This window comes from Pseudomonas sp. GW821-FHT07F01 (assembly GCF_059418825.1).
Genome location: NZ_JBWKQO010000005.1, coordinates 156544 through 176317 on the forward strand (window position 1 = coordinate 156544; position 19774 = coordinate 176317).

Below are 19774 nucleotides of genomic sequence, written 5' to 3' on the forward strand. Positions count from 1 at the left end.
GCTTCCGATAATTTCAACAAGCGAGGAGGATCGCCATGGGCGTGACCAATCGGTTGGCCTGTTACTCCGACCCCGCCGACCACTATTCCCACCGGGTGCGCATTGTGCTCGCAGAGAAGGGTGTCAGCGCCGAGATCATCAGTGTGGAGGCGGGGCGTCAGCCGCCGAAGCTGATCGAAGTGAACCCTTATGGGAGCTTGCCAACGCTGGTCGACCGCGACCTGGCGTTGTGGGAGTCGACAGTGGTGATGGAGTACCTGGATGAGCGTTATCCGCATCCGCCACTGCTGCCGGTTTATCCTGTGGCGCGAGCCAACAGCCGTCTGCTGATACACCGGATCCAGCGTGACTGGTGCGGGCAAGTGGATCTGATTCTTGATCCGCGGACCAAGGAGGCTGCTCGAGTGCAGGCGCGCAAGGAATTGCGTGAAAGCCTGACAGGTGTTTCTCCTTTGTTTGCCGACAAGCCATTTTTCCTCAGTGAGGAACAAAGTCTGGTGGACTGCTGCCTACTGCCCATACTCTGGAGATTGCCGGTCCTGGGTATCGAACTGCCGCGGCAGGCCAAGCCGTTGCTTGATTATATGGAACGCCAATTTGCGCGTGAGGCTTTCCAGGCGAGTCTGTCTGGTGTCGAACGCGATATGCGCTGAGGCTTAAGGAGCCGCTATGAACTCCAGTCGACCTTATCTGGTCCGCGCGCTCTATGAGTGGATTGTGGACAACGATTGCACCCCGCACATGCTGGTCAATTCCGACTATCCGGCAGTGCAGGTGCCCCAGGGCTTTGCCAGTGATGGGCAGATCGTCCTGAACATTTCTCCCAGTGCCGTGCGTCATCTGCATATGGATAACGACGTAGTGACCTTCGAAGGGCGCTTCGGTGGTGTGCCGCACAGCCTGCATGTGCCGGTTGCGGCGATCCTGGGGATCTATGCCCGTGAGAATGGCCAGGGCATGGTCTTCGATCTGGAGTCGCCTCTGGATGAAGAGGATGATCTCGAGCCGGATGACGACCTGCCGCCACCGGACAGTGAGCCGCCGCGCCCCAGTGGCCGGCCCAGCTTGAAAGTGGTCAAGTAATAAAAAAGGCGATCCATCCGGATCGCCTTTTTTGTATCTCGCGGTTGTGTGTCAGTCGATGTATTCGAACAGTTTGACGATCTTCTGCACACCGGACACGCCTTGAACCAGGTTGGTGGCCTGGGTGGCCTCCTGTTGGGTCAGCAAGCCCAGCAGGTAGACGATGCCGTTCTCGGTCACCACCTTGATTCGCGAGGCGGGCACGCTGGCGTCGGTGAGCATCTGGGTCTTGATCTTGGTGGTCAGCCAGCCATCGTTCTGGCGGGCCAGGAAGCCGGAAGGTGGCAGTACCTGCAGTTCGTTGTGCACCTTCTTGACGCGCTGCACTTCACTGGCGGCCTGTTCGGCCATGGCCTTGAGGTCCGGGCGGGGTGTTTGTCCGGCCAGCAGGACGATGCCGTTGAAGCTGGTGACAACGATGTGCGAGTTGTTTTCCAGGTCTGGGCTGGCTTTGGCGACGTTGACGGCGACTTTGGTCTCGATCAGCGAGTCGTCGATCTTGCTGCCAAAGGTACGGGTGCCGCGGTCATCATCGATGGGTTTGTCGCGGGTGGCGGTAATCACCGAGCTGCAACCAGTGATGCTCAGGCACAAGGTCAAGGCCAGGAGGCCAAGGCGATTAGGGGTCATTCTTCACTCCCGAACAATTGGCTGTCGATCAGATCGCAGAGGCAATGGATCGCCAGCAGGTGGACTTCTTGAATGCGTGCAGTGACGGTGGCCGGTACGCGGATCTCGACATCTTCAGGCAGCAGCAGGGAAGCCATGCCGCCGCCGTCACGACCGGTCAATGCTACGACAATCATTTCGCGATCATGTGCGGCCTGGATCGCCTGAATAATGTTTGCGGAGTTGCCGCTGGTGGAAATCGCCAGCAATACGTCGCCGGGCTGGCCCAGGGCGCGGATCTGCTTGGAGAAGACTTCGTTGTAGCTGTAGTCGTTGGCGATCGAGGTAATGGTAGAGCTGTCGGTAGTCAGGGCAATGGCCGGCAGGCTCGGGCGTTCGCGCTCGAAGCGGTTGAGCAGTTCGGAGGAGAAATGCTGGGCATCGCCGGCGGAGCCACCGTTGCCGCAAGAGAGCATCTTGCCCTCGTTCAGCAGGGCGTTGACCATGACCTGGCTGGCTTGCTCGATGTGCGGTGCAAGTACGTCCATCGCCTGTTGCTTGGTGTCGATACTGGCCTGAAAAAGCTGGCGAATTCGGGATTGCATGTCCATCTGTGTGACCTTAAGTGGCGCGGCTTGGTGGCACGTAAATGTGCAGCCCGCAAAGCAAAGAGCAAAAAAGTTGAGTGAAAATGGGTGCGGCCTGAGGGCTTCTTTCAGCTGTCGAAGGCATTGCGTAGCCAGTTCAAGCGGGCTTCTGCACCCGAGGCGCCGTCAATGGCGACCACGTCGAAACGGCAAGGATGGCTGGACCAGCGTGATTCGCTTTGCAGGAAAAGCTGCGCGGCAAGGATCAGTTTTTGACGCTTGCGCCCATCGATACTGCCCAGTGCGCCACCCCATTGCGTGTGTTTTCTGTAGCGGACTTCGATGAATACTACTGTATCGCCGTCAAGCATGACCAGATCAAGCTCGCCGCGTTTACACAACCAGTTCTGCGCCAGCAGGCGTAGTCCGTGCTGTTGGAGATGCCCAAGCGCTTGGCTTTCGGCATCTCGTCCGCTGTGCTGGCTTGATCCTTGGAGCATTAGCGCGGCGTGTCGGGCAGGCGGGTCACCTGGCCCCCGACGAACTTGGCCCATGGCAGCTGACGCTCGATGCGTTGCCCGGCAGCCATGCCCAGGCTGCCGGATTCACCTTCTATCCGGCTGTCTGGCAGGGCCTTGAGTTGGCCCAGGCGTGGCGCCAATCGATAGGCGTCGACGCCCATGGCATACAGGCGCCCTAGGCTGCCGCCGGCTTGCGGCCATTGTGCGGTGACCTGGCGGCGCAGCGGGCCGTTGGCATCCAGCAGCCATGGGGTTTCGCAGAACATCACGCCGTTCATGTCGTTGTACTGGTTCTGGTCGCCGCTGGCGCTGAACACATTGGAGGTGGCGTAGACCGGTACATCACCAGCGTATTGGAAGTTCAAGGTCGGCTTGATCTGCTGAGCCTGTTGCGGAGTGGAGGCGAGGAAAATGAACTCGATATCCTGGCGACGTGATGGCTGTGCGGCTACCTGGGTGCCTACGGTGCTCTGCAGGCTCTTGGCGCGGCCTTCGCTCTGGCGCAACTGGAACAGGTCGGCAATCTGCTGTGCCAGGGCGACGGGCTGATCGACGCGTTCGATACCGATTACGCTACCACCGTTGGCTTCCCAATCCTGACGGAATGCCTTGAGCACGCGATCGCCCCATTCGCCTTTCGGAACCAGAGCGGCGGCGCGGTGCAGGCCGTCGGCGCGGGCGCGACGGGAAACCTCGCGGGCTTCGTCTTCGGCTGCCAGGCCGAACTGGAACAACTGCGCCGGGCCTTGTTCGCCTTCGCTGTAGTTCAGGGCCAGGGTGGTGATCGGCAGCTGCGGGCGAGCGGCAAGTTGCTTGACCAGGGGCTTTTCCAGTGGGCCGACGACCAGTTGCACGCCAGCGGCCTGAGCCTTGCGGTAGAAGTCATCCAGCGAGCTTAGGCGCGAGCTGTCATAGAACTCGATGCTGGGTGGATTCTGTCCGGCTTGCTGAGCCTGGTAGTGAGCAGCCATGAAACCTTCGCGCAGTGCTTTGGAAACCGATGCGAGGGGGCCGTCCTGTGGCAGCAGCAAGGCAATTTTCGATACCGGCTGGCTGGCCAGTTCCTTGAGCTTGATCAGGGGTTGGGGCAGTTGAATGGCAGCCGGGTGCTTTGGATTCTGGGCGCGCCAGGTATCGATGGCTGCCTGCTGCTGTTCCAGGGTGCCGGCGCTCTTGACTGCCAGGGCCAGGCTCATCCAGCCGGCCAGGTCGTCATTGCCGGCAGGCTGCAACTGATCGGTCGGCAGGGCGGCAATCAGTGCCCAGATGGCTTCGTGGTTTTTGGCTGCTGCATCATCCTTGAGCAAGGGCGCGATAACGATGCGCTCTTTGGCGGCGGCCAATGTCTGGCCGTCGGCTTCCAGTGCGCGAGCATGAACGCTGCCGGTGCGAATCTGTTGAGCTGCCGGCAGTTCGCTCAGGTGTTGCAGGCTTGGATGGCTCAGTGCGGTGAGGGCAGCCTTTGGCTGGTTGCGCACCAGGGCCAGCTCTGCGGACAGGGTGCTGGCGAAGATTTGCTGGGCAGGCTTGAGTTGATCCAGCGGCACTTGCTGCAGGATTTGTCCGGCGCGTCCGGCATTGCCTTGACGATACGCCAGGTCGGCGGCGCTCAGGCGCAGCAGGGCTGCTTTTTCCGGAGTTTTGCTGGTGGCGGCCTGTTCGAGCAGTTGCTCGATACTGGCATCCGGTGTCCGTGGAAGTTCGCCAAGGCTGGAAGAGGGCGAGCTGGCGCAAGCCACCAGAAGGGTAGCCAGGCAGAGGGCAAGAAACAGCCGCAGGCAAGCGATCATGTAAGTGTTCCTGATACTCGATCAAATGAGCGTGGAATTGTACCCAAGCGCTGGCTGGGGTGCGATGTTACTGGCGATAAACCGTCGATTTAGCTCAAGCAAATGTTGCTTGGCTGCCTGAAAGGTCGCAGCACAGCGCCATACCGTCTGATCGCAAGGCGTATTGAGAATGCTTCAACGCGCTACAATGGCGCTTTTGCCGATCAAGAGGTGTGCGCTTTGACTGCTCCAGGTCTTTTGAATTCCGCTGCTGGCTCGCTTTATGTGGTGGCGACGCCCATCGGCAACCTGGACGATATCAGCGCCCGGGCCTTGAAGCTGTTGCGCGAGGTGTCGTTGATCGCTGCCGAAGATACCCGGCATTCCCAGCGCCTGATGCAGCACTTTGGTATTTCCACGCCCCTGGCTGCCTGCCATGAGCACAACGAGCGTGATGAAGGCAGTCGCTTCATTACTCGTCTGCTGGCTGGGGATAATGTCGCCTTGATCTCCGATGCGGGCACGCCGCTGATTTCCGATCCCGGCTACCACCTGGTGCGCCAGGCGCGGGCGGCGGGTATCAACGTGGTTCCAGTACCGGGGGCCTGTGCTCTGATCGCGGCGTTGTCGGCGGCGGGCTTGCCTTCGGACCGGTTCATCTTCGAAGGTTTTCTGCCGGCCAAGGCGGTCGGGCGCAGGGCGCGCCTGGAAGCGGTCAAGGAAGAGCCGCGTACGCTGATTTTCTATGAGGCGCCGCATCGCATACTTGAATGCCTGCAGGATATGGAGTCGGTATTCGGTGGTGAGCGGCCGGCATTGCTGGCGCGTGAATTGACCAAGACCTTCGAGACTCTGAAGGGGCTGCCACTTTCCGAGCTGCGCCAGTTCGTCGAGTCCGACAGCAATCAGCAGCGTGGGGAGTGCGTGGTGCTGGTCGCGGGGTGGACAGCACCGGAAAGTGATGAGGCGATCAGTAGTGAGTCGATGCGTATCCTCGACCTGTTGCTCAAGGAAATGCCGCTGAAGCGGGCTGCTGCTTTGGCTGCGGAAATCACTGGCGAGCGCAAGAATGTGCTGTATCAGGTGGCCCTGGATAAACAGAAAGAACAATAAATTGCGTAGCAGGGTGGCCAAAGGCTTTTAGCGCTTGTTCTTCGTTCGCTCTGCCGTTAACCTGCGCGGCGGAGAGTCGATTGGACAGTCGCTGCCCTCTATGAAAATTAGAGGGGGGAGGAAAGTCCGGGCTCCATAGGGCGGAGTGCCAGGTAATGCCTGGGGGGCGTGAGCCTACGGAAAGTGCCACAGAAAATAACCGCCTAAGCACTTCGGTGCCGGTAAGGGTGAAAAGGTGCGGTAAGAGCGCACCGCACGTCTGGTAACAGTTCGTGGCTAGGTAAACCCCACTCGGAGCAAGACCAAATAGGGTTCCAAGGCGTGGCCCGCGCTGGAACCGGGTAGGTTGCTAAAGATGTCCAGTGATGGCCATCGTAGAGGAATGACTGTCCTCGACAGAACCCGGCTTACAGATCGACTCTCCACCTTTTCCCTCCCTGCTTGAATCAATAGCAGAAGCGTTTTTGTAATACCGAAAAAATCTTACTCTTAATAAATTACTTTAACTTCGCGCTGCAGCTTATTGAGCTGTCGGAAGTTGATGCTCTGAAACACCCTTCGAATTCTCGTTACCTCTCCTTTAAGTCTCCTAAATCTCCGTTCTATAAGGCTTTTCCGTCGCCGCGCGCCTTGACGGTGGTGTGGGCGCATTCCTATAGTGTGCGCAAGTGGCGGAAAGTGGCATGAAGTGGGTTTTTTGAGCGCAAAACGCTAAAATTTGGAGAAACGCTGACGTGTTTCGCGGAGCTAACGCTATCAGTCTCGATGCAAAAGGCCGTCTCGCCATGCCGAGCCGGTATCGTGACGAGCTCGTTTCGCGAAGTTCCGGGCAGTTAATCGTCACCATCGATGCCGTTGATCCCTGTTTGTGTGTTTACCCCCTCGATGAGTGGGAACTGATTGAAACCAAGCTGCGCGCACTGCCTTCTCTTCGCGAAGAGAACCGTCGTTTGCAGCGTTTGCTGATTGGTAACGCCGTCGATCTTGAACTCGATGGCAGTGGTCGTTTTCTGGTGCCGCCGCGCCTGCGTGAATATGCCAAGTTGGATAAGCGCGCAATGCTGGTGGGCCAACTGAACAAGTTCCAATTGTGGGACGAGGATGCCTGGAATGCTGTTTCCGCAGCGGACCTGGCAGCTATTCAACAACCGGGCGCCATGCCTGATGAACTGCGTGATTTGATCCTGTGACTATTGATAGCGGCTTTAACCACATCACCGTACTGCTTGACGAAGCCGTCGAGGCTCTCGCCGTACGTCCTGATGGCTGCTATCTGGATGGCACCTTCGGGCGTGGCGGGCATAGTCGGCTGATTCTCAGCAAGCTCGGGCCCCAGGGGCGCCTCCTCGGATTCGACAAGGATCCCCAGGCGATTGCCACCGGGCAAGCGCTAGCGGCCGAAGACGGCCGCTTTGTCGTTGTACAGCGCAGTTTCGCCGAGCTCGGTTCGGAAGTTGCCGAACGCGGCCTGGCGGGCAAGGTCAGCGGTGTCCTGCTGGATCTGGGGGTGTCTTCGCCGCAGCTGGACGACCCTGAGCGCGGCTTCAGTTTTCTCAATGACGGCCCGCTGGATATGCGCATGGACCCGACTCGCGGCATCAGTGCTGCGCAGTTCATCGCCACCGCTCCGGTAGAGGAAATTGCCCGGGTATTCAAGGAGTACGGCGAAGAGCGTTTCTCCGGTCGCATGGCGCGAGCCGTGGTCGAGCGCCGCGAGATCCAGCCGTTCGAGCGTACCGCCGATCTGGCTGAAGTGTTGAAAGTCGCCAACCCGGCTTGGGAGAAGGGCAAGAACCCGGCTACCCGTGCTTTCCAGGGGCTGCGCATTCACGTCAACAATGAACTGGGTGATCTCGAGGCTGGCCTTGAAGCTGCACTGGAGTCCCTGGAAGTGGGTGGTCGCCTGGTGGTGATCAGCTTCCACTCCCTGGAAGACCGCATCGTCAAATTGTTCATGCGTCGTCTGGTCAAGGGCGAATCGGACAACCTGCCGCGCAATCTGCCGGTACGTTTCGAAGCCTTTGTGCCGAAAATCAAGATCCATGGCAAAGCGCAGTTCGCCTCCGAGGCAGAGCTCAAGGCCAACCCGCGTGCCCGCAGTGCCGTCATGCGCGTCGCGGAGAAGCTTCGGTGAGCAAGCTTTTCGCCAAGCCACTTCCGGGCGGAAGCTTTTTCATGTTCCTGCTATTCGTCGGCGTTCTGGTTTCCGCGATTGCGGTGTCCTACAGCGCCCACTGGAACCGTCAGTTGCTCAATACGCTGTACGGCGAGTTGAGCGTGCGTGACAAAGCCCAGGCCGAATGGGGCCGTCTTATTCTTGAGCAAAGCACCTGGACTGCTCACAGCCGCATTGAAGTGCTGGCCACCGAACAATTGAAAATGCACATTCCCGGCGCGGCCGAAGTTCGCATGGTGGCGCCATGAAGCTCGAAGGCGCGCTCTATCCATGGCGTTTCCGTGTAGTGCTGGGTTTGCTGGCGGTCATGGTGTCGGCGATTGCCTGGCGCATCATCGACCTGCAAGTGGTCGACCGTGACTTCCTCAAGGGGCAGGGCGATGCACGCAGTGTCCGGCACATTCCGATTCCCGCGCACCGCGGTCTGATCACCGATCGCAATGGCGAGCCGCTGGCCGTCAGTACGCCCGTGACCACCCTCTGGGCCAATGCCAAGGAAATGCAGCTGGCCAAGGATCGCTGGCCGGCGCTGGCCATGGCACTTGGCCAAGACCCGAAAGCCCTGGCCGAGCGGCTTGAAGCCCAGGCCAATAAAGAGTTCATCTATCTGGTCCGAGGCCTGACGCCTGAACAGGGCCAGTCCGTATTGGATCTGAAGGTCCCCGGTGTCTATGGCATCGAGGAGTTCCGACGCTTCTATCCAGCCGGCGAAGTAACCGCGCACATGGTGGGTTTCACCGATATCGACGACCGCGGTCGCGAAGGGGTGGAACTGGCCTACGACGAATGGCTCGCAGGGGTTCCGGGCAAGCGCCAGGTGATCAAGGACCGGCGCGGCAGGCTGATCAAGGACGTCCAGGTCACCAAGAACGCCAAGGCCGGCAAGCCCTTGGCGTTGTCGATTGACCTGCGCCTGCAATACCTGGCCAACCGCGAGCTGCGCAACGCCATCGTCGAGAACGGTGCCAAGGCTGGCAGCCTGGTGATCATGGACGTGAAGACCGGCGAGATCCTGGCCATGGTCAACCAGCCGACCTACAACCCGAACAACCGGCGCAACCTGCAGCCGGCGATGATGCGCAACCGCGCGATGATCGACGTGTTCGAGCCTGGCTCGACCATGAAAGCGATCTCCATGAGTGCCGCACTGGAAACCGGACGCTGGAAGCCCAGCGATACCGTCGAGGTCTACCCGGGCACCCTGCAGTTGGGCAAATACACCATCCGTGACGTTTCCAAGACCGAAGGTCCGGTACTCGACCTGACCGGCATCCTGATCAACTCCAGTAACGTCGGCATGAGTAAGGTGGCCTTCGATATCGGCGGCGAAACCATTTTCCGCCTGGCACAGAAAATCGGTCTGGGCCAGGACACGGGGCTCGGCTTCCCTGGTGAGCGGGTCGGCAACCTGCCGAACTACCGCGAATGGCGCAAGGCGGAAACCGCGACCCTGTCCTATGGCTACGGCCTGTCGGTGACCGCGATCCAGCTGGTGCACGCCTTTTCCGCATTGGCCAACAACGGCCGTATTGCGCCGCTGACACTGATCAAGTCCGACAAGACTCCGCAGACCACCCAGGTGATTCCGGAAAATGTCGCCAAGACCATGCAGGGCATGCTGCAGCAAGTGATCGAGGCCCCGCGCGGAGTATTCCGTGCACAGGTTCCGGCCTATCACGTGGCTGGCAAGAGTGGTACTGCGCGCAAGACTTCGGTGGGTACCAAGGGCTACGCCGAGAACTCCTACCGCTCGCTGTTCGCCGGCTTCGGTCCGATGAGTGATCCACGCTACGCCATCGTGGTGGTGATCGACGAACCGAGCAAAGCCGGTTACTTCGGTGGCCTGGTATCGGCGCCGGTGTTCAGCAAAGTGATGTCCGGCACCCTGCGCTTGATGAACATCACCCCGGACAACCTGCCGACCACGCAGCAGGCCAACGCCGCATCCGGCACCCCTGTACGAGCCAATGGAGGGCGCGGCTGATGTCTCTTAGCCTGAACAAGATTTTCGCCCACGCCGGTCACGACCTGCTGATTCGTGAGTTGACCCTGGACAGCCGTAACGTGCGGGCCGGGGACCTGTTTCTTGCGGTGCCCGGCGCCAAGTTCGATGGGCGTGCGCACATTGCCGATGCCCTGCAGCGCGGCGCTGCCGCGGTGGCTTATGAAGTGGAAGGGGCAACTGTGTTGCCGCTGACCGATGTACCGCTGATTCCGGTCAAGGGCCTGGCGGCGCAGCTGTCGGACATAGCCGGGCGCTTCTATGGTGACCCGAGCCGCCAGTTGAACCTGGTGGGCGTGACCGGCACCAACGGCAAGACCAGCGTTACCCAACTGGTGGCTCAGGCCCTGGACCTGCTGGGCCAGCGTTGTGGCCTGGTAGGTACCCTGGGGACCGGGTTTCATGGCGCGCTGCAAAGCGGGATGCACACCACGCCGAACCCGATTGCCGTGCAGGCCACCCTGGCAGACCTGAAGAATGCAGGAGCCAAGGCGGTGGCCATGGAGGTCTCGTCCCATGGCCTGGATCAGGGGCGCGTGGCGGCACTGGCTTTCGATGTGGCGGTGCTGACCAACCTGTCCCGTGACCATCTGGATTACCACGGAACCATGGAAGCCTATGGCGCAGCCAAGGCCAAGCTCTTTGCCTGGAACGACCTGCGTTGCCGGGTGATCAACCTCGACGACGATTTTGGCCGGCAACTGGCGGCGGACAAACATGAGTCACGACTGATCACTTACAGCCTCGAAGACGCCGCTGCTTATCTGTACTGCCGCGAAGCGCGTTTTGACGATGATGGCGTGCGCGCGACCCTGGTGACCCCGCAGGGTGAGCACCACCTGCGCAGTTGCCTGCTCGGGCGCTTCAACCTGAGCAACGTGCTGGCTGCGGTAGGTGCGTTGTTGGGTCTTGAATACGCGCTGGACGAAATTCTTGCGGTCCTGCCCAAGCTTGAAGGCCCCGCCGGACGCATGCAGCGCCTGGGTGGCGGTACTCAGCCGCTGGTGGTGGTGGATTACGCCCACACCCCGGATGCCCTGGAAAAAGTCTTGCTGGCCCTGCGTCCGCATGCCAAGGGCCGCCTGCTGTGCCTGTTCGGTTGTGGCGGCGACCGGGACCGCGGCAAGCGTCCGTTGATGGCTGAGGTGGTCGAGCGTCTGGCCGACGGCGTGCTGGTGACTGATGACAACCCACGCAGCGAAGACCCGGCCCAAATCTTCGACGATATTCGTGCCGGCTTCAGCGCGGCAGAAAAGGTGGAATTCGTAGCCGGTCGCGGGTTGGCCATTGCTCGCCTGATCGCTTCCGCGTCGGCCGATGACGTGGTGGTGCTGGCCGGTAAAGGCCATGAGGATTACCAGGAAATAAACGGCCAGCGACATGATTTTTCTGATCTCGCCGAGGCGGACAAAGCCTTGACCGCGTGGGAGGTGGGCCATGCTTAAAGCCCTGCAACTCAGTGAAGTCTCGGCTCCATTGGACGCCCGCCTGATCGCGGGCGATGCTCGTTTTAGCGGCGTCAGTATCGATAGCCGGGCGATTCAGGCCGGCCAACTGTTTATTGCTCTGACCGGCCCACGTTTTGACGGCCACGATTACTTGAATGAAGTGGCGGCCAAGGGCGCCGTGGCGGCGTTGGTTGAACGTGAGGTTCCCGACAGCACGCTACCGCAACTGCTGGTCAAGGACACTCGCCTGGCGCTGGGGCAGTTGGGTGCGCTCAATCGCGCCGCGTTCAGCCGCCCGGTCGCTGCGGTAACCGGCTCCAGCGGCAAGACCACGGTCAAGGAAATGCTCGCCAGCATCCTGCGCACCCGTGGTCCGGTACACGCCACTCGGGGCAACCTGAACAATGACCTGGGTGCGCCCCTGACCCTGCTGGAACTGGCCCCGGAACACACAGCCGCAGTGATAGAGCTGGGCGCTTCGCGCATCGGCGAGATTGCCTACACCGTGGCCATGACTCGCCCCCACGTAGCGATCATCAACAACGCCGGCACCGCTCATGTCGGTGAGTTTGGCGGGCCGGAGAAGATTGTCGAGGCCAAGGGGGAAATCCTGGAAGGCCTCGATAGCGCCGGGATCGCCGTGCTCAACCTGGACGACAAGGCTTTCCCTATCTGGAAGGCCCGTGCTGCCGGCCGTCAGGTGCTGAGCTTCGCGCTGACTGACAGTTCTGCCGATTTCTTTGCCTCCGATATCGGTCGCGATGCCCGTGGCTGCCCATCCTTCAAGTTGCACAGCCCCAAGGGTGTGGAGGCGGTGCAATTGAACCTGCTGGGCACCCATAACGTTGCCAATGCCCTGGCTGCGGCAGCCGCGGCCCACGCCATGGGCGTCTCGCTGTTCGGCATCGTCACCGGCCTGAATGCGGTGCAGCCGGTCAAGGGGCGTACCGTCGCCCAACTGGCCAAGAACGGCATGCGGGTCATTGATGACACTTACAACGCAAACCCCACCTCAATGTGCGCCGCCGTTGATATACTCGCCGGCTTTTCCGGCCGCACCGTCCTGGTGCTCGGAGACATCGGCGAGTTGGGCGAGTGGGCGGAGCAGGGGCACCGCGAAGTAGGTGCATATGCCGCTGGCAAGGTTTCGGCCCTCTACGCCGTAGGCCCGATGATGGCTCATGCCGTTGCCGCCTTCGGCGAGCACGCACGCCACTTCGCCAGCCAGGCTGACCTGATTGCCGCCCTGGGCGTCGAGCAAGACCCAAATACCACCATTTTGATCAAAGGATCGCGCAGCGCGGTGATGGAAAACATCGTCGCGGCTTTGTGCGGCTCCAGTACGGAGAAACATTGATGCTGCTGCTGCTAGCGGAGTACCTGCAACAGTTCTACAAAGGCTTCGCGGTCTTTCAGTACCTGACCCTGCGCGGGATCCTCGGGGTACTGACCGCGCTGTCTTTGGCGCTGTGCCTGGGTCCGTGGATGATCCGCACTCTGCAGAACCGCCAGATCGGCCAGTCCGTGCGTAACGATGGTCCGCAATCTCACCTGTCCAAATCGGGCACACCGACCATGGGCGGTGCGCTGATTCTCTCGGCCATCGGTATCAGCACCCTGCTGTGGGCCGACCTGCGCAACCACTATGTGTGGGTCGTGCTGCTGGTGACCCTGGCCTTTGGCGCCATCGGCTGGGTCGACGACTATCGCAAGGTGATCGAGAAGAATTCCCGTGGCCTGCCCAGCCGCTGGAAGTATTTCTGGCAATCGGTGTTCGGCCTGGGCGCGGCGATCTTCCTTTATATGACTGCCCAGAGTCCGGTGGAAACCACTCTGCTGATCCCGATGCTCAAGGACGTGAGCATTCCCCTTGGCATCGGCTTCGTGGTCCTGACCTATTTCGTCATCGTCGGTTCGAGCAACGCGGTCAACCTGACCGATGGCCTCGATGGCCTGGCGATCATGCCGACGGTAATGGTGGGCGGTGCGCTTGGCATCTTCTGCTACCTGTCGGGTAACGTGAAGTTCGCCGAATACCTGCTGATTCCTTATGTACCGGGGGCGGGAGAGCTGATTGTCTTCTGTGGTGCGCTGATTGGCGCGGGCCTGGGCTTCTTGTGGTTCAACACTTACCCGGCGCAGGTGTTCATGGGTGATGTTGGCGCCCTGGCACTGGGCGCGGCCCTGGGCACTATCGCGGTCATCGTCCGTCAGGAAATCGTTCTGTTCATCATGGGCGGCGTGTTCGTGATGGAAACCCTGTCCGTGGTGATCCAGGTTGCCTCCTTCAAGTTGACCGGCCGCCGTGTGTTTCGCATGGCGCCGATTCACCACCATTTTGAACTCAAGGGCTGGCCCGAGCCGCGTGTGATCGTCCGTTTCTGGATCATCACCGTGATTCTGGTGCTGATCGGCCTTGCCACCCTGAAGCTGAGGTAGAACGAGTGTCTCTGATCGCTTCTGACCACTTCCGCATCGTTGTCGGCCTCGGCAAGAGCGGCATGTCCCTGGTTCGCTTCCTGGCGAGCCGGGGCGTTGCCTTTGCGGTGGCCGATACGCGGGAAAATCCACCTGAGCTGGCCACGCTGCGGCGTGACTACCCGCAGGTGGAGGTGCGTTGTGGCGAGCTGGACGTGGACTTCCTGTGCCGTGCCGACGAACTCTACGTGAGCCCTGGCCTGGCCCTGGCGACCCCGGCCCTGCAGGCTGCTGCTGCCCGTGGGGTGAAATTGTCCGGTGATATCGAGCTGTTCGCGCGTAACGCAAAGGCACCGATCGTGGCAATCAGTGGTTCCAACGCCAAGAGCACCGTGACCACCCTGGTGGGCGAGATGGCAGCGGCGGCGGGCAAGCGCGTGGCGGTCGGCGGCAACCTCGGGACCCCGGCCCTGGACCTGCTCAGCGATGACGTCGAGCTGTACGTGATGGAGCTGTCCAGCTTCCAGCTGGAGACCACCGACCAGTTGGGCGCCGAAGTGGCCACCGTGCTCAACATCAGCGAAGACCACATGGACCGTTACAGCGGCCTGCCGGCCTACCACCTGGCCAAGCACCGGATCTTCCGTGGCGCCCGGCAGGTGGTGTTCAACCGTCAGGACGCTCTGACCCGGCCATTGATCGGTGAAGGCCTGCCATGCTGGACCTTCGGCTTGAGCAAGCCTGATTTCAAGGCCTTCGGCCTGCGCGAAGAGGACGGTGAGAAGTACCTGGCCTTCGAGTTCCAGAACCTGATGCCCGTGCGCGAGCTGAAGATCCGCGGCGCCCATAACCAGTCCAACGCCCTGGCAGCCTTGGCCCTGGGTCATGCAGTGGGCTTGCCGTTCGACGCCATGCTCGCGGCGCTGCGCACCTTCGCCGGCCTCGAGCATCGCTGCCAATGGGTTCGCGACCTGGATGGCGTGGCGTACTACAACGACTCCAAGGCCACCAACGTGGGCGCCGCCCTGGCGGCCATCGAAGGCCTTGGCGCCGACATCGAAGGCAAGATCGTGCTGATCGCCGGTGGTGACGGCAAGGGCGCCGACTTCAAGGATCTGCGCGGCCCGGTGGCGGCCAACTGCCGCGCGGTGATCCTGATGGGGCGCGACTCCGATCAGATCGGCGAAGCCATCGGTGACGCCGTGCCGCTGATTCGTGTCGGCTCGCTGCAGGAAGCCGTGGAGCAATGCCGCGCCACTGCCCAGCCCGGTGATGTGGTGCTGCTGTCGCCGGCCTGCGCCAGTTTCGACATGTTCAAGAACTACGAAGACCGTGGCCACCAGTTCGTCCGCGTTGTGGAGGAACTGGCATGAACCTGAGAAACATCATCAAGCCCTATCCATCGCCGATCATCACCGGTCGGGGCATCGATCTCGATTTCCCGATGCTCGCCGGTTGCCTGACCCTGCTCGGCCTGGGCCTGGTCATGATTGCCTCGGCCTCCACTGAAGTGGCGGCGGCGCAGTCGGGCAGCGCCCTGTACTACATGATTCGCCACCTGATCTACATCCTGCTGGGCCTGGGGGCCTGCATCGTCACCATGATGATCCCGATCGCCACCTGGCAGCGCCTGGGCTGGTTGATGCTGATCGGTGCTTTTGGCCTGCTGGTGATGGTGATCATTCCGGGGATCGGCCGGGAAGTGAACGGTTCGATGCGCTGGATCGGCTTCAGCTTTTTCAACGTCCAGCCTTCCGAGATCGCCAAGGTGTTCGTGGTGATCTACCTCGCCGGTTACCTGGTGCGGCGCCAGAAAGAAGTGCGCGAGAGCTGGATGGGCTTCTTCAAGCCGTTCATCGTGCTGCTGCCCATGGCTGGCCTGCTGCTGATGGAGCCGGACTTCGGCGCCACTGTCGTAATGATGGGCGCCGCTGCGGCCATGCTGTTCCTGGGAGGGGTCGGGCTGTTCCGGTTTTCCCTGATGGTGGTGCTGGCGGTTGCCGCGGTGGTGCTGCTGATCCAGATGCAACCCTATCGTATGGCACGTCTGACCAACTTCGCCGACCCCTGGGCCGACCAGTTCGGTGCCGGCTACCAGCTGTCCCAGGCGTTGATCGCCTTTGGTCGCGGCGAGTGGCTGGGCGTCGGCCTGGGCAACAGCGTGCAGAAACAGTTCTACCTGCCGGAGGCCCACACAGACTTCGTGTTCTCGGTACTGGCTGAAGAGCTGGGCGCCGTCGGTTCGCTGTGCACGGTGGCGCTGTTCGTCTTTGTCTGTATCCGCGGCATGTACATCGGCCTGTGGGCGGAAAAGGCCAAGCAGTTCTTTGCCGCCTATGTCGCCTACGGCCTGTCGTTCCTGTGGATTGGTCAATTCCTGATCAACATCGGGGTGAACGTCGGCCTGTTGCCGACCAAGGGCCTGACCTTGCCTTTCCTCAGTTATGGCGGCAGCTCGCTGGTGATCTGCTGCGCCTGTCTGGGGTTGTTGCTGCGTATCGAATGGGAGAGCAGGACCCACCTGGGCAGTGAAGAGATGGAGTTCAATGAAAGTGACTTCGCCGAGGAGCCGAGCCATGGGCGCTAATGTCCTGATCATGGCCGGCGGCACCGGAGGCCACGTGTTCCCGGCACTGGCCTGCGCCCGCGAGTTCCAGGCCCGTGGCTACACCGTGCACTGGCTAGGCACCCCACGTGGCATCGAAAACGATCTGGTGCCTGCGGCCGGGTTGCCGTTGCACCTGATCAACGTCAGCGGTTTGCGGGGCAAGGGCAAGCTGTCCCTGCTCAAGGCGCCGTTCGTGTTGATCAAGGCCGTGCTCCAGGCGTGGCGGGTCATTCGCCAGTTGAAGCCGGTCTGTGTCCTGGGTTTTGGCGGTTATGTGACCGGCCCTGGTGGAGTTGCCGCGAAGTTGTCCGGGGTGCCGGTCATCGTTCACGAACAGAACGCCGTGGCCGGTACCGCCAATCGGCTGCTGGTGCCGTTGGCTGCCCGAGTCTGCGAAGCTTTCCCGGACACCTTCGGTGCCTCGCAAAGCCGGCGCACCACGGGCAACCCGGTACGCACCGAACTGTTCCTCGAAACACCGCGCGAGGCCCTGGCCGGACGCAAGGCGCGTTTGCTGATCCTGGGCGGAAGCCTGGGCGCAGAGCCGTTGAACAAGCTGTTGCCGGAAGCCTTGGCACAGGTCGCCCCCGAGCTGCGCCCGGAGGTGTTCCACCAGGCCGGCAAAAACCACGATGAAGTCACTGCAGAGCGCTATCGCGCCGCCGGCGTCGAGGCGCAGGTGCAGCCCTTTATCAAAGACATGGCCCAAGCCTATGGCTGGGCCGACCTGGTGGTCTGTCGCGCAGGCGCGTTGACCGTCAGCGAACTGGCTGCCGCCGGTCTGCCCTCGATGCTGGTGCCTTTGCCCCACGCGATCGACGACCACCAGACCCGCAATGCCGAATATTTGGCTCGTGAAGGTGCTGCCTTCCTGATGCCGCAAAGAACGACTGGTGCTGCGGACCTTGCCGCTCGCCTGACAGAGGTTTTGATGCAACCAGAACGACTCGACAACATGGCCCAGGCCGCCCGCCGCCTGGCCAAGCCCGGCGCCACCCACGACGTAGTGAATATCTGCCTGGAGGTGGCCCATGGTTGAAAATCAGAAAGCCATGCCGCAGCCGGAAATGCGCCGCATCCGCCGCATCCACTTCGTCGGTATCGGCGGCGTGGGCATGTGCGGGATTGCTGAAGTGCTGCTGAACCTGGGCTACCAGGTTTCCGGTTCCGACCTCAAGGCATCGCCGGTTACCGAGCGCCTGGAGTCCTTTGGCGCACAGATTTTCATCGGCCACCGCGCCGAGAACGCTGCCAATGCCGATGTGCTGGTGGTTTCCAGCGCCGTGAACACCTCCAACCCGGAAGTCGCCACTGCTCTGGAACGGCGTATTCCAGTGGTGCCACGGGCGGAAATGCTCGCCGAACTGATGCGCTACCGTCACGGCGTGGCCGTGGCCGGCACCCACGGCAAGACCACCACCACCAGCCTGCTGGCCTCGGTATTCGCCGCTGGCGGCCTGGACCCGACGTTCGTCATCGGCGGGCGGCTGAATGCAGCGGGCACCAATGCACAACTGGGCACCAGCCGTTACCTGATTGCCGAAGCCGACGAAAGCGATGCCAGCTTCCTGCACCTGCAACCGCTGGTGGCTGTGGTCACCAACATCGACGCCGACCATATGGCGACCTACGACGGTGACTTCAACAAACTGAAGAAAACCTTTGTCGACTTCCTGCACAACCTGCCGTTCTACGGGCTGGCGGTGATGTGCCTGGACGATCCGGTGGTGCGCGAGATCCTGCCGCAGGTCAAGCGTCCGACCGTGACCTACGGCTTCAGCGAAGAAGCCGACGTGCGCGCCATCAATGTACGCCAGCAAGGCATGCAGACCTTCTTCACCGTACTGCGTCGCGACCGCGAGCCGCTGGACGTGTCGGTGAACATGCCGGGCAACCACAACGTGCTGAACTCCCTGGCGACCATCTGTATCGCCACCGACGAAGGCATCAGCGATGAAGCCATTGTCCAGGGCCTGTCGGGCTTCCAGGGTGTGGGCCGACGCTTCCAGGTCTATGGCGAACTGCCGGTGGAAGGGGGCAACGTGATGCTGGTGGACGACTACGGTCACCACCCGACCGAAGTCGCTGCGGTGATCAAGGCCGTGCGCGGTGGCTGGCCGGAACGCCGCCTGGTGATGGTCTACCAGCCGCACCGTTTCAGCCGTACCCGCGACCTGTACGACGACTTCGTGCAGGTACTGGCCGATGCCAACGTATTGCTGCTGATGGAGGTCTACCCGGCCGGCGAAGAGCCGATCCCGGGCGCCGACAGCCGTCAGTTGTGCCACAGCATCCGTCAGCGTGGCCAACTGGACCCGATCTACATCGAGCGTGGGGTCGACCTGGCACCGCTGGTCAAGCCGTTGCTGCGCGCCGGTGACATCCTGCTGTGTCAGGGTGCCGGTGACATCGGTGGCCTGGCGCCAAAACTGCTCGGCAGCCCGCTGTTCGCCGGTGCTGTAGCCGCTGGCAAGGGGGCGAAATGACCGCTGCCTACGCCAACCTGTTCTCTACGGTGAAACCGAGCGATTTCGGTCGCGTCGCCGTTCTTTACGGTGGCAAGAGCGCCGAGCGCGAAGTGTCGCTCAAGTCCGGCAAGGCCGTGCTTGAAGCGCTGCAGAGCGGCGGTGTGAACGCCTTCGGCATCGACGTCGGCGATGATCTGCTGCAACGTCTCTTGAGCGAGAAGATCGATCGTGCCTTCATCATTCTCCACGGTCGTGGCGGTGAAGACGGCAGCATGCAAGGGCTGCTGGAGTGCCTGGGGATTCCTTACACCGGCAGCGGCATCCTCGCTTCGGCCCTGGCCATGGACAAACTGCGTACCAAGCAGGTCTGGCACAGCCTGGGCATTCCGACGCCGCGCCACGCCGTATTGAGCTCCGAGGCCGATTGTATTTCCGCGGTGGCGGAACTGGGCCTGCCTTTGATCGTCAAACCGGCTCATGAAGGCTCCAGTATCGGTATGGCCAAGGTGACTTCCGCGTCCGAATTGATCGACGCATGGAAGGCGGCCAGTACCTACGATTCGCAAGTGTTGGTCGAGCAATGGATCCAGGGTCCGGAGTTCACCATCGCGACCCTGCGTGACCAGGTGCTGCCACCCATCGCCCTAGGCACTCCCCACACATTTTACGACTACGACGCCAAGTACCTGGCTTCCGATACCCAGTACCGGATCCCGTGCGGGCTCGACAGCTCCAAGGAACAGGAACTCATGGAACTCACGGCGAAAGCCTGTGAGGCGCTCGGTATCGCCGGTTGGGCACGTGCCGACGTGATGCAGGACGCCCAGGGGCAGTTCTGGTTCCTGGAAGTGAATACCGCTCCGGGCATGACCGATCACAGTCTGGTTCCGATGGCGGCCCGCGCGGCCGGCCTGGATTTCCAGCAACTGGTATTGGCCATCCTGGCAGCCAGTCTTGAGGCGAGAGGTTAAG

At 61.5% G+C, this 19774-nt stretch carries 19 protein-coding genes and 1 other RNA gene; 16 read left to right on the forward strand and 4 right to left on the reverse strand.

Features of this window, described 5'->3' with window-relative positions:
* The first annotated feature begins 35 nt into the window (after positions 1–35).
* Together AC07R1_RS19025 and AC07R1_RS19030 are read left to right on the forward strand one after the other, a co-directional pair.
* Positions 36–653: a glutathione S-transferase N-terminal domain-containing protein gene (locus tag AC07R1_RS19025; protein ID WP_011063326.1), complete on the forward strand. Its 618-nt coding sequence runs from the start codon at positions 36–38 to the stop codon at positions 651–653.
* A gap of 16 nt (positions 654–669) precedes the next feature.
* Positions 670–1083: a ClpXP protease specificity-enhancing factor gene (locus tag AC07R1_RS19030; RefSeq protein ID WP_011063325.1), complete on the forward strand. Its 414-nt coding sequence runs from the start codon at positions 670–672 to the stop codon at positions 1081–1083.
* A gap of 51 nt (positions 1084–1134) precedes the next feature.
* Here the strand turns inward: AC07R1_RS19030 and AC07R1_RS19035 are convergent, their stop codons facing one another.
* The 4 genes from AC07R1_RS19035 to AC07R1_RS19050 all read right to left on the reverse strand — a co-directional run bounded on the left by AC07R1_RS19035 (position 1135) and on the right by AC07R1_RS19050 (position 4590).
* Complete coding sequence (locus tag AC07R1_RS19035) at positions 1135–1713, reverse strand: BON domain-containing protein (RefSeq protein ID WP_011063324.1); 579 nt, start codon at positions 1711–1713, stop codon at positions 1135–1137.
* Complete coding sequence (locus AC07R1_RS19040) at positions 1710–2303, reverse strand: phosphoheptose isomerase (protein ID WP_015636934.1); 594 nt, start codon at positions 2301–2303, stop codon at positions 1710–1712. Before AC07R1_RS19040 ends, AC07R1_RS19035 begins: the two co-directional genes overlap by 4 nt.
* A gap of 104 nt (positions 2304–2407) precedes the next feature.
* On the reverse strand, positions 2408–2779 hold the full coding sequence (locus AC07R1_RS19045) for a YraN family protein (protein ID WP_495110843.1): 372 nt from the start codon (positions 2777–2779) through the stop codon (positions 2408–2410).
* On the reverse strand, positions 2779–4590 hold the full coding sequence (locus tag AC07R1_RS19050; RefSeq protein ID WP_011063321.1) for a penicillin-binding protein activator: 1812 nt from the start codon (positions 4588–4590) through the stop codon (positions 2779–2781). Before AC07R1_RS19050 ends, AC07R1_RS19045 begins: the two co-directional genes overlap by 1 nt.
* 219 nt (positions 4591–4809) lie before the next feature.
* Here AC07R1_RS19050 and rsmI point away from each other — a divergent pair, with 219 nt between their 5' ends.
* The 14 genes from rsmI (at position 4810) to AC07R1_RS19120 (ending at position 19773) form a co-directional block, all read left to right on the forward strand.
* The gene (gene rsmI, locus AC07R1_RS19055; protein WP_495110933.1) at positions 4810–5682 is read left to right on the forward strand and encodes a 16S rRNA (cytidine(1402)-2'-O)-methyltransferase; all 873 of its coding nucleotides are present in this window, start codon (positions 4810–4812) and stop codon (positions 5680–5682) included.
* A gap of 72 nt (positions 5683–5754) precedes the next feature.
* Positions 5755–6108, forward strand: an RNA gene (rnpB, locus tag AC07R1_RS19060) — RNase P RNA component class A.
* Positions 6109–6416: 308 nt separating this feature from the next.
* Positions 6417–6872, forward strand: coding sequence for a division/cell wall cluster transcriptional repressor MraZ (mraZ, locus tag AC07R1_RS19065; protein WP_011063319.1), 456 nt, complete (start codon positions 6417–6419; stop codon positions 6870–6872).
* A complete protein-coding gene (gene rsmH, locus AC07R1_RS19070; RefSeq protein ID WP_011063318.1) occupies positions 6869–7816 on the forward strand; it encodes a 16S rRNA (cytosine(1402)-N(4))-methyltransferase RsmH in 948 nt (315 codons plus the stop codon). Before mraZ ends, rsmH begins: the two co-directional genes overlap by 4 nt.
* Positions 7813–8106, forward strand: a complete 294-nt coding sequence (ftsL, locus tag AC07R1_RS19075; RefSeq protein ID WP_011063317.1) for a cell division protein FtsL — start codon at positions 7813–7815, stop codon at positions 8104–8106. The genes rsmH and ftsL overlap by 4 nt, the downstream gene beginning before the upstream one ends.
* Complete coding sequence (locus tag AC07R1_RS19080; protein WP_011063316.1) at positions 8103–9842, forward strand: peptidoglycan D,D-transpeptidase FtsI family protein; 1740 nt, start codon at positions 8103–8105, stop codon at positions 9840–9842. Before ftsL ends, AC07R1_RS19080 begins: the two co-directional genes overlap by 4 nt.
* Positions 9842–11305, forward strand: coding sequence for a UDP-N-acetylmuramoyl-L-alanyl-D-glutamate--2,6-diaminopimelate ligase (locus AC07R1_RS19085; protein ID WP_495110844.1), 1464 nt, complete (start codon positions 9842–9844; stop codon positions 11303–11305). Before AC07R1_RS19080 ends, AC07R1_RS19085 begins: the two co-directional genes overlap by 1 nt.
* Positions 11298–12665: a UDP-N-acetylmuramoyl-tripeptide--D-alanyl-D-alanine ligase gene (locus tag AC07R1_RS19090; RefSeq protein ID WP_015636930.1), complete on the forward strand. Its 1368-nt coding sequence runs from the start codon at positions 11298–11300 to the stop codon at positions 12663–12665. The genes AC07R1_RS19085 and AC07R1_RS19090 overlap by 8 nt, the downstream gene beginning before the upstream one ends.
* Positions 12665–13747, forward strand: a complete 1083-nt coding sequence (gene mraY / locus AC07R1_RS19095; RefSeq protein WP_011063313.1) for a phospho-N-acetylmuramoyl-pentapeptide-transferase — start codon at positions 12665–12667, stop codon at positions 13745–13747. The genes AC07R1_RS19090 and mraY overlap by 1 nt, the downstream gene beginning before the upstream one ends.
* A gap of 5 nt (positions 13748–13752) precedes the next feature.
* On the forward strand, positions 13753–15099 hold the full coding sequence (gene murD, locus AC07R1_RS19100) for a UDP-N-acetylmuramoyl-L-alanine--D-glutamate ligase (protein ID WP_019093698.1): 1347 nt from the start codon (positions 13753–13755) through the stop codon (positions 15097–15099).
* On the forward strand, positions 15096–16313 hold the full coding sequence (ftsW, locus tag AC07R1_RS19105) for a putative lipid II flippase FtsW (protein ID WP_495110845.1): 1218 nt from the start codon (positions 15096–15098) through the stop codon (positions 16311–16313). Before murD ends, ftsW begins: the two co-directional genes overlap by 4 nt.
* The gene (murG, locus tag AC07R1_RS19110; protein ID WP_065365214.1) at positions 16303–17373 is read left to right on the forward strand and encodes an undecaprenyldiphospho-muramoylpentapeptide beta-N-acetylglucosaminyltransferase; all 1071 of its coding nucleotides are present in this window, start codon (positions 16303–16305) and stop codon (positions 17371–17373) included. The genes ftsW and murG overlap by 11 nt, the downstream gene beginning before the upstream one ends.
* Positions 17366–18820: a UDP-N-acetylmuramate--L-alanine ligase gene (gene murC / locus AC07R1_RS19115; RefSeq protein WP_011063309.1), complete on the forward strand. Its 1455-nt coding sequence runs from the start codon at positions 17366–17368 to the stop codon at positions 18818–18820. Before murG ends, murC begins: the two co-directional genes overlap by 8 nt.
* Positions 18817–19773, forward strand: coding sequence for a D-alanine--D-alanine ligase (locus AC07R1_RS19120; RefSeq protein ID WP_011063308.1), 957 nt, complete (start codon positions 18817–18819; stop codon positions 19771–19773). The genes murC and AC07R1_RS19120 overlap by 4 nt, the downstream gene beginning before the upstream one ends.
* Position 19774: the final 1 nt, after the last annotated feature.